We start from the raw sequence: 7,187 nt of genomic DNA, 5'->3' as shown, positions 1-7,187 counted from the left end.
GGGGTGGGACATGGGGGCTCCGGGGGTAAGCGGCATGGATCCCATGGTACAGCGTTATACCTGTGGCGGCCTCTCGCGGGTGAACCCGCTCCCACAGGATGGTGCAGAACGTGAAGCCTACATTGGGCTTGTGGGAGCGGGTTTACCCGCGAACCGCGCACAGCGCGGCCAGGCTACGCAGGAACCCCGATCAACACATAAGAGGGATGAAACTGCACCCGCACCGCGCTGCCATCCCCCACTTGCTGCCCAGCCAGCCAATCGGCCTCGGCAATGGCACACAATGTCTGCCCATTGCCCAGCGCCAACCTGACTTCACTTGGCCCATCAACATCTGTCAGCACTTCCTCAACTGTCGCCCGCAGACAATTGCTCCCGGCTTCAGCCTCTTCCCCCTCCGCCAGCAACCGTACCCACCCTGCCTTGAGCAGCGCCACCACCATGCTGCCCAGCGTCAGCTCCAGCCGCGCGGTACTGTCGTGGGTAATCAGCGCATCGATCTCCAACCCGCCACCCAGCGCCAGGCTGACCCGGTCATAGCGGCCTTCACGGCGCAGGCCGCTGACTTGGCCCTGCAGCTGGTTACGCGCACTGGTGCGCAGCATCAGGCGCCCGAGCAGGTCGAGGTCGCTGGACTCTTCAGCGGCCTCGAGGATTTGCGCCTGCAACGCTTGCAACCTCTGATACAGGCGCAGCACCCGCTCGCCCTCCGCCGACAACCGTGCACCGCCACCGCCGCGGCCACCGGTGCTGCGCTCGACCAAAGGTTGGCTGGCCAGGTTGTTGAGCTCGTCGATGGCGTCCCAGGCGGCCTTGTAGCTGATGCCCGCGGCCTTGGCGGCGCGGGTGATCGAGCCTTGCTCGGCAATGTGCTGCAGCAGCGCGATGCGCTGCGGGCGGCGTGCGATGTGCTGGGTGAGGAGGGTGGGTAGGGGCATGGGTAGTCAGTCGTTGTGGGGCCTGAGGGTGGATAGTGTGTAGGAGCGGCCTTGTGTGGCGAAAGGGGGGCGGAGCGGGCCCCCGGGTTGTGGCGGGGGCGCGCCCCCCCCCCCCCCCCCCCCCCCCCCCCCCGCTCCTACACAGAGCGATGCGCACGCTCATACATACCCCGGCTTGGGCGTACGCGCCAGGCAATACACATCAACCCGTCGCGCCCCGGCCTTGCGCAGCACCTGGGCAATCGCTTGTGCGGTGGCGCCGGTGGTCAACACATCATCGACGACAGCGACATGTTTGCCTGTCAGTTCACCCATGACCGCAAAGGCCTGACGCAAATTGCGGCGCCTGGCCTTGGCATCCAGTCGCTGCTGCGCAGGTGTCTCCCGTGTGCGCAGCAGCAACCTTTCGTCGCAACGTACCCCCAGCTGCGCTGACAGCCAGCGCCCAAGCATGCCCGCCTGGTTGAACCCCCGCTCGCGCAGTCGACGCCTGGCCAGGGGCACAGGCAACAGCAGGTCGGGGCGTGGCAGCCCCTCGGCAAAGCGGTGCAGCACCCCTTGCCCGAGCAACTCGGCCATCAGCCGGCCCATAGACCAGTGTCGGTTGTGCTTGAAGCGGCTGATCAGCGTGTCCACCGGAAAGCCGAAATGCCACAGCGCAATTACCTGCTCAAAGGCCGGCAAGCGGCGGCAGCACTGGGCGCAGGTCAGGCCAGCCATGGGCAGGGGCAGCGCGCAATGCTGGCAGTGATCGCCCAGCCAGGGCAGTTCCTGCTCGCAGGCCATGCACAGCGGGTAGTGCTGCCCGGCCGGTTCATCACACAATAAACACGACTGATTAATAATTGAGCACTTGTAAACCAGTTTTTTCCAGTAAGGTTGACAGTTCATAGGCCTTCCATGACTATGCGAGCTATCCGTGATGCGCTGGCGGGCTTTCCTGTCCCGGCGCCTGCTTCAGCCTAAACAAGGAAACGCCGATGAGCGCCAGCACAACTGCAACAACACGTCACGACTGGTCCCTGGCCGAGGTCAAGGCGCTGTTCCAGCAACCGTTCAATGACCTGCTGTTCCAGGCGCAGACCGTGCACCGCGCGCACTTCGACCCGAACCGCGTGCAGGTTTCGACCCTGCTGTCGATCAAGACTGGCGCCTGCCCGGAAGATTGCAAATATTGTCCGCAGTCCGGCCACTACAACACCGGGCTGGAAAAACAGAAGCTGATGGAAGTGCAGAAGGTGCTGGAAGAGGCCGCCCGCGCCAAAGCCATCGGCTCTACCCGCTTTTGCATGGGCGCGGCGTGGAAGCACCCTTCGGCCAAAGACATGCCCTACGTGCTGGAGATGGTCAAAGGCGTGAAGGCCATGGGCCTGGAAACCTGCATGACCCTCGGCAAGCTGGACGAGGAGCAGACCAAGGCCCTGGCCCAGGCCGGCCTGGACTACTACAACCACAACCTCGACACCTCGCCGGAGTTCTACGGCAGCATCATCACCACCCGCACCTACAGCGAGCGCCTGCAGACCCTTGCCTATGTGCGCGATGCCGGGATGAAGATCTGCTCCGGTGGTATCCTGGGCATGGGCGAGTCGCTGGACGACCGCGCCGGGCTGCTGATCCAGTTGGCCAACCTGCCCGAGCACCCGGAGTCGGTGCCGATCAACATGCTGGTCAAGGTGGCCGGTACGCCGCTGGCCGAGGAAGAAGACGTCGACCCGTTCGATTTCATCCGCATGCTGGCTGTGGCTCGCCTATTGATGCCGAAGTCGCACGTGCGCCTGTCTGCCGGCCGTGAGCAGATGAACGAGCAGATGCAGGCCCTGGCCTTCATGGCCGGCGCCAACTCGATTTTCTACGGCGAAAAACTGCTGACCACTGCCAACCCGCAGGCCGACAAGGACATGCAGCTGTTCGCGCGCCTGGGCATCAAGCCTGAAGCGCGTGAAGAGCACGCCGACGAAGTGCACCAGGCCGCCATCGAGCAGGCGCTGGTCGAGCAGCGCAGCAGCGAGATGTTCTACAACGCCGCGTCGGCCTGAGATGGCCTTTGACCTGGCGACGCGCCTGGCCGAACGGCGCGCCGCAGAACTTTATCGGCAGCGGCCACTGCTGGAAAGCCCGCAGGGCCCGGAAGTGGTGGTCGACGGCCAGCGCTTGCTGGCCTTCTGCAGCAATGACTACCTGGGCCTGGCCAATCACCCCGAGGTGATCGCCGCCTGGCAGGCCGGCGCCGAGCGCTGGGGTGTCGGTGGTGGTGCCTCGCACCTGGTGATCGGCCACAGCACGCCGCACCACCAGGTGGAAGAGGCGTTGGCCGAACTCACCGGCCGCCCGCGCGCGCTGTTGTTCTCCACCGGTTACATGGCCAACCTGGGCGCCATCACCGCGCTGGTGGGGCAGGGCGACACGGTGCTGCAAGACCGCCTGAACCACGCTTCGCTGCTGGATGGCGGGTTGCTCAGTGGTGCCCGCTTCAACCGTTACCTGCACAACGACCCGGCCAGCCTGGCCAGCCGCCTGGATAAGGCGGTCGGCAATACCCTGGTGGTGACCGACGGTGTGTTCAGCATGGACGGCGACCTCGCCGACCTGCCAGCGCTGGCCGATGTCGCCCGTGCCCGTGGCGCCTGGCTGATGGTCGACGACGCCCATGGCCTTGGCACTCTTGGCGCGCAGGGCGGCGGCATCGTCGAGCACTTTGGCCTGGGCGTGGATGACGTGCCGGTGCTGATCGGCACGCTGGGCAAGGCCTGCGGTACTTCCGGTGCCTTTGTTGCCGGCAGCGAGGAACTGATCGAGGCGCTGGTGCAATTCGCCCGCCCCTACATCTACACCACCAGCCAGCCACCGGCACTGGCCTGCGCGACGCTGAAGAGCCTGGAGCTGCTGCGCCGCGAAAGCTGGCGCCGCGAGCACCTGACCGCGTTGATTCGCCAGTTCCGTGAAGGCGCGCAGCAGATCGGCCTGGAACTGATGGACAGCCCCACACCGATCCAGCCGATCGTGATTGGCGACAGCGCGCAGGCCCTGCGCCTGTCGCGCATGTTGCGCGAGCGCGGCTTGCTGGTCACCGCCATTCGCCCGCCGACTGTACCGGCGGGCAGTGCCCGTCTGCGGGTGACGCTGAGCGCCGCACACAGCCAGGCGCAGGTGCAGCTATTGTTGAATGCATTGGCCGAGTGTTATCCACAGTTGGAGAACGCCGATGCGTAATCGTCTTGTACTGTTGCCCGGCTGGGGCCTGGGCACTGCTTCACTGGAACCGCTGGCCGCCAGCTTGCGCGCCCAGGATGCCCGCCTGCAGGTCGAGCTGATGCCCCTGCCGGAGTTGCCCCACAGCGATGTCGAGGCCTGGCTTGAGCACCTCGACCGCAAGCTGCCCGGCGATGTCTGGCTGGGCGGCTGGTCGTTGGGCGGCATGCTCGCCAGCGCTCTGGCACACAAGCGTGGCGACCACTGCTGCGGCTTGCTGACCCTGGCCAGCAACCCCAGTTTCGTTACCCGTGGCGACTGGCCGCATGGCATGGCCGAAGACACCTTCGGCACCTTCCTCGACGGCTGCCGCAGCCATACCCAAGTCACCCTGAAACGCTTTCGCAGCTTGTGCAGCGATGGCGCCCAGCAACCGCGAACCTTGTTGCGCCAGCTGGGTGTCGGCGTACCGGACACCGACCCACTGTACCTTGCCACTGGCCTTGAAGTGCTGGCCAAGCTGGATACCCGCGAAGCCCTGCAGGCCTACGGCGGCCCGCAACTGCACCTGTTCGCCGGCAGCGATGCGCTGGTGCCGGCCGAGGCAGCCAAGGCCTTGAGCGAGCTGCTGCCCGATGTGGAAGTGGGCCTGGTCGAAGACAGTTCCCACGCGTTCCTGCTGGAGTACCCGCAGGAGCTGGCGGCGGGCATCAAGAGTTTCCTGCATGAGAGTGGCGATGACTGACCTTTCCCGTCCGACCCTGCCCGGCGCACTGCCCGACAAACGCCAGGTTGCGGCTTCGTTCTCCCGCGCTGCAGCCAGCTACGACAGCGTGGCCGCGTTGCAGCGCGCCGTGGGTTTGAGCCTGTTGGGGCAATTGCCGGCAGGCTTGCAGCCATCGCGCTGGCTGGACCTGGGCAGCGGTACCGGCCATTTCAGCCGCATCCTGGCCGAACGCTTCGCCCAGTCCAGCGGTGTGGCGGTGGATATCGCCGAAGGCATGCTGCGCCATGCCCGCAATGAACACAGTGGTGCCCACTACCACGTGGCCGGCGATGCCGAGCGTTTGCCATTGCGCGATGCCAGCGTCGACCTGGTGTTCACCAGCCTGGCCGTACAATGGTGCGACCAGTTCGCCAGTGTGCTGGCCGAGGTGCTGCGCGTGCTGCGCCCGGGTGGTGTACTCGCCTTCAGCAGCCTGTGCGTAGGTACCCTCGACGAACTGCGTGCCAGTTGGCAGGCGGTGGATGGCCTGGTGCATGTAAACCGCTTCCGCCGTTTCGAGGACTACCAGCGCCTGTGTGCCGCCAGCGGCTTCGAACAGCTTGAGCTGCAGCGCTGCCCGCATGTGCTGCACTACCCGGATGTACGCAGCCTGACCCACGAACTGAAGGCGTTGGGTGCGCACAACCTGAACCCCGGCCGCCCTTCCGGTCTCACCGGGCGGGCCCGTATGCAGGGCTTGTTGCAGGCCTATGAAGCATTTCGCCAGCCTGCGGGGCTGCCAGCCACCTATCAGGTGGTCTATGGTGTGTTGCGCAAGCCACAGGCGTAAGGGGAGCGAAATGAGCCAGGCCTATTTCATTGCCGGTACCGATACCGACGTCGGCAAGACCACCATCGCCGCCGGGCTGCTGCATGCGGCGCGCTTGCAGGGCATGAGCACACTGGGCGCCAAGCCGGTGGCCTCTGGCTGCACGATGACAGCTAAAGGATTGCGCAACAGCGATGCGCAGGCGCTAATCGATGAAAGCACGATCAAGCTGCCGTATGAGCAGGTCAACCCATTTGCCTTCGAGCCTGCGATTGCGCCGCATGTGGCGGCGCGCGAGGCGGGGGTGACTTTGGGAGTGCCAGAGCTGCTGGCGGCTATGCGCAATGTGCTGCAACAAAATGCCGATTTCACATTGGTTGAAGGCGCGGGTGGCTGGCGTGTGCCGCTGTCGGGGCTGCAGAACCTGTCAGATCTGGCGGTGGCCCTGAAGTTGCCGGTGATTCTGGTGGTGGGGGTGCGGCTGGGGTGTATCAGCCATGCCTTGCTCAGTGCCGAGGCGATCGAGCGCGATGGGCTGCAGTTGGCGGGTTGGGTGGCGAATATCATCGAGCCGCGCACTTCACGGCTGGAAGAGAACCTGGCCAGCCTGGCAGAGCGCTTGCCGGCGCCTTGCCTGGGGCGGGTGCCCAAGCTGAAGCAGGCCAGTGCCGACATGGTGGCTGAGCATTTGCAGCTGGATTTGCTGGATTAGTGGTTTGCAGGTCTGGCCTATTCGCGGGTGAACCCGCTCCCACAGGATCTCTACAACCTTTGAAACTTGTACGGTACCTGTGGGAGCGGGTTTACCCGCGAATAGGCCGGCCCAGGAATACCCAAGGCCTATCAACTGGCACCGAGCCATTAGCGATTTAAACGGGCCTTTTCGCGGCTGCCCTGCTTTAATTGGGGCCAGTCCGTCATCCAGCGTCAATGGAGTCCTGACATGGAAATCACCGGTAGCTCCGCCTACTACGCGGGCCTGAGCGCTATCCAGGCCGGCCAGCACCGCGTCGATCAGGCCGCCGGCCAGATCGCCAACACCACTGCCGAACGCACTGCCACCAGCCAGTCCAGCGATTTTCAGGCCGAACGCCTGCGTGCGGTCGACCGCAGCCAGCAGATGGACCTGGCCACCAGCCTCGTGCAACAGGCGGTGGGCAAGACCGAAGTCGAACTTGGCGCAAAGGTCGTCAAGGCATCCGACGAAATGCTCGGCCGGATCATCGATACCTACGCCTGATTCGGCGGCTCTCCCGAACCTACCGCAATCCCTGTGGGAGCGGGTTCACCCGCGAATGCGTCCGCCCAGACACCTCTATTTTCTGGGCGGGCCTATTCGCGGGTGAACCCGCTCCCACAGGGGATCTTGCCATGCCTTGGCAGTTTTGCCATTTTTCGTGGCGTAAATGGCACCATAGTCCCTCCTTGACATAAGCCGGAGCTAAACGTAAGTTTCAAACAACTGTTTGATCGACGGCGCGCCAAGCGCGGGTCACCCCACAGAACTCACCTAGAGGTTCAT

General features: G+C 64.7%; 8 protein-coding genes. 6 read left to right on the top strand and 2 right to left on the bottom strand.

The window, feature by feature from the left end:
• Positions 1–173: 173 nt before the first annotated feature.
• Positions 174–938 carry a TOBE domain-containing protein gene (locus IAE39_RS21670; protein ID WP_201206375.1) on the bottom strand — a complete coding sequence of 255 codons (765 nt, stop codon included), beginning with the start codon at positions 936–938 and terminating at the stop codon, positions 174–176.
• Between the two features lie 159 nt (positions 939–1,097).
• Positions 1,098–1,829: a ComF family protein gene (locus IAE39_RS21665; protein WP_201206374.1), complete on the bottom strand. Its 732-nt coding sequence runs from the start codon at positions 1,827–1,829 to the stop codon at positions 1,098–1,100.
• An 89-nt stretch (positions 1,830–1,918) separates the two neighbouring features.
• Between IAE39_RS21665 and bioB the strand changes: the two genes are divergently transcribed.
• The 6 genes from bioB (at position 1,919) to IAE39_RS21635 (ending at position 6,905) form a co-directional block, all read left to right on the top strand.
• The gene (gene bioB, locus IAE39_RS21660; RefSeq protein ID WP_201206372.1) at positions 1,919–2,977 is read left to right on the top strand and encodes a biotin synthase BioB; all 1,059 of its coding nucleotides are present in this window, start codon (positions 1,919–1,921) and stop codon (positions 2,975–2,977) included.
• A gap of 1 nt (position 2,978) precedes the next feature.
• Complete coding sequence (gene bioF / locus IAE39_RS21655) at positions 2,979–4,151, top strand: 8-amino-7-oxononanoate synthase (protein WP_201206369.1); 1,173 nt, start codon at positions 2,979–2,981, stop codon at positions 4,149–4,151.
• Positions 4,144–4,875, top strand: a complete 732-nt coding sequence (locus IAE39_RS21650) for an alpha/beta fold hydrolase (RefSeq protein WP_201206368.1) — start codon at positions 4,144–4,146, stop codon at positions 4,873–4,875. Before bioF ends, IAE39_RS21650 begins: the two co-directional genes overlap by 8 nt.
• Positions 4,868–5,686, top strand: a complete 819-nt coding sequence (bioC, locus tag IAE39_RS21645) for a malonyl-ACP O-methyltransferase BioC (protein WP_201206366.1) — start codon at positions 4,868–4,870, stop codon at positions 5,684–5,686. Before IAE39_RS21650 ends, bioC begins: the two co-directional genes overlap by 8 nt.
• A gap of 10 nt (positions 5,687–5,696) precedes the next feature.
• A complete protein-coding gene (bioD, locus tag IAE39_RS21640) occupies positions 5,697–6,377 on the top strand; it encodes a dethiobiotin synthase (RefSeq protein WP_201206364.1) in 681 nt (226 codons plus the stop codon).
• 231 nt (positions 6,378–6,608) lie between these two features.
• Positions 6,609–6,905 carry a pyrroloquinoline quinone biosynthesis protein PqqE gene (locus tag IAE39_RS21635; protein ID WP_201206362.1) on the top strand — a complete coding sequence of 99 codons (297 nt, stop codon included), beginning with the start codon at positions 6,609–6,611 and terminating at the stop codon, positions 6,903–6,905.
• The last annotated feature ends 282 nt before the right edge of the window (positions 6,906–7,187 follow it).

Origin of the sequence: Pseudomonas sp. S37, from assembly GCF_016658545.1 — a bacterium.
Lineage (GTDB): Bacteria > Pseudomonadota > Gammaproteobacteria > Pseudomonadales > Pseudomonadaceae > Aquipseudomonas.
This window is presented reverse-complemented; position numbering and strand designations above follow the sequence as displayed.

Coding starts and splice junctions, on each gene's coding strand:
- bioF (WP_201206369.1), top strand. CDS start 2,979: ATGGCCTTTGACCTGGCGACGCGCCTGGCCGAACGGCGCGCCGCAGAA.
- bioC (WP_201206366.1), top strand. CDS start 4,868: ATGACTGACCTTTCCCGTCCGACCCTGCCCGGCGCACTGCCCGACAAA.
- bioB (WP_201206372.1), top strand. CDS start 1,919: ATGAGCGCCAGCACAACTGCAACAACACGTCACGACTGGTCCCTGGCC.
- IAE39_RS21665 (WP_201206374.1), bottom strand. CDS start 1,829: ATGAACTGTCAACCTTACTGGAAAAAACTGGTTTACAAGTGCTCAATT.
- IAE39_RS21670 (WP_201206375.1), bottom strand. CDS start 938: ATGCCCCTACCCACCCTCCTCACCCAGCACATCGCACGCCGCCCGCAG.
- bioD (WP_201206364.1), top strand. CDS start 5,697: ATGAGCCAGGCCTATTTCATTGCCGGTACCGATACCGACGTCGGCAAG.
- IAE39_RS21650 (WP_201206368.1), top strand. CDS start 4,144: ATGCGTAATCGTCTTGTACTGTTGCCCGGCTGGGGCCTGGGCACTGCT.
- IAE39_RS21635 (WP_201206362.1), top strand. CDS start 6,609: ATGGAAATCACCGGTAGCTCCGCCTACTACGCGGGCCTGAGCGCTATC.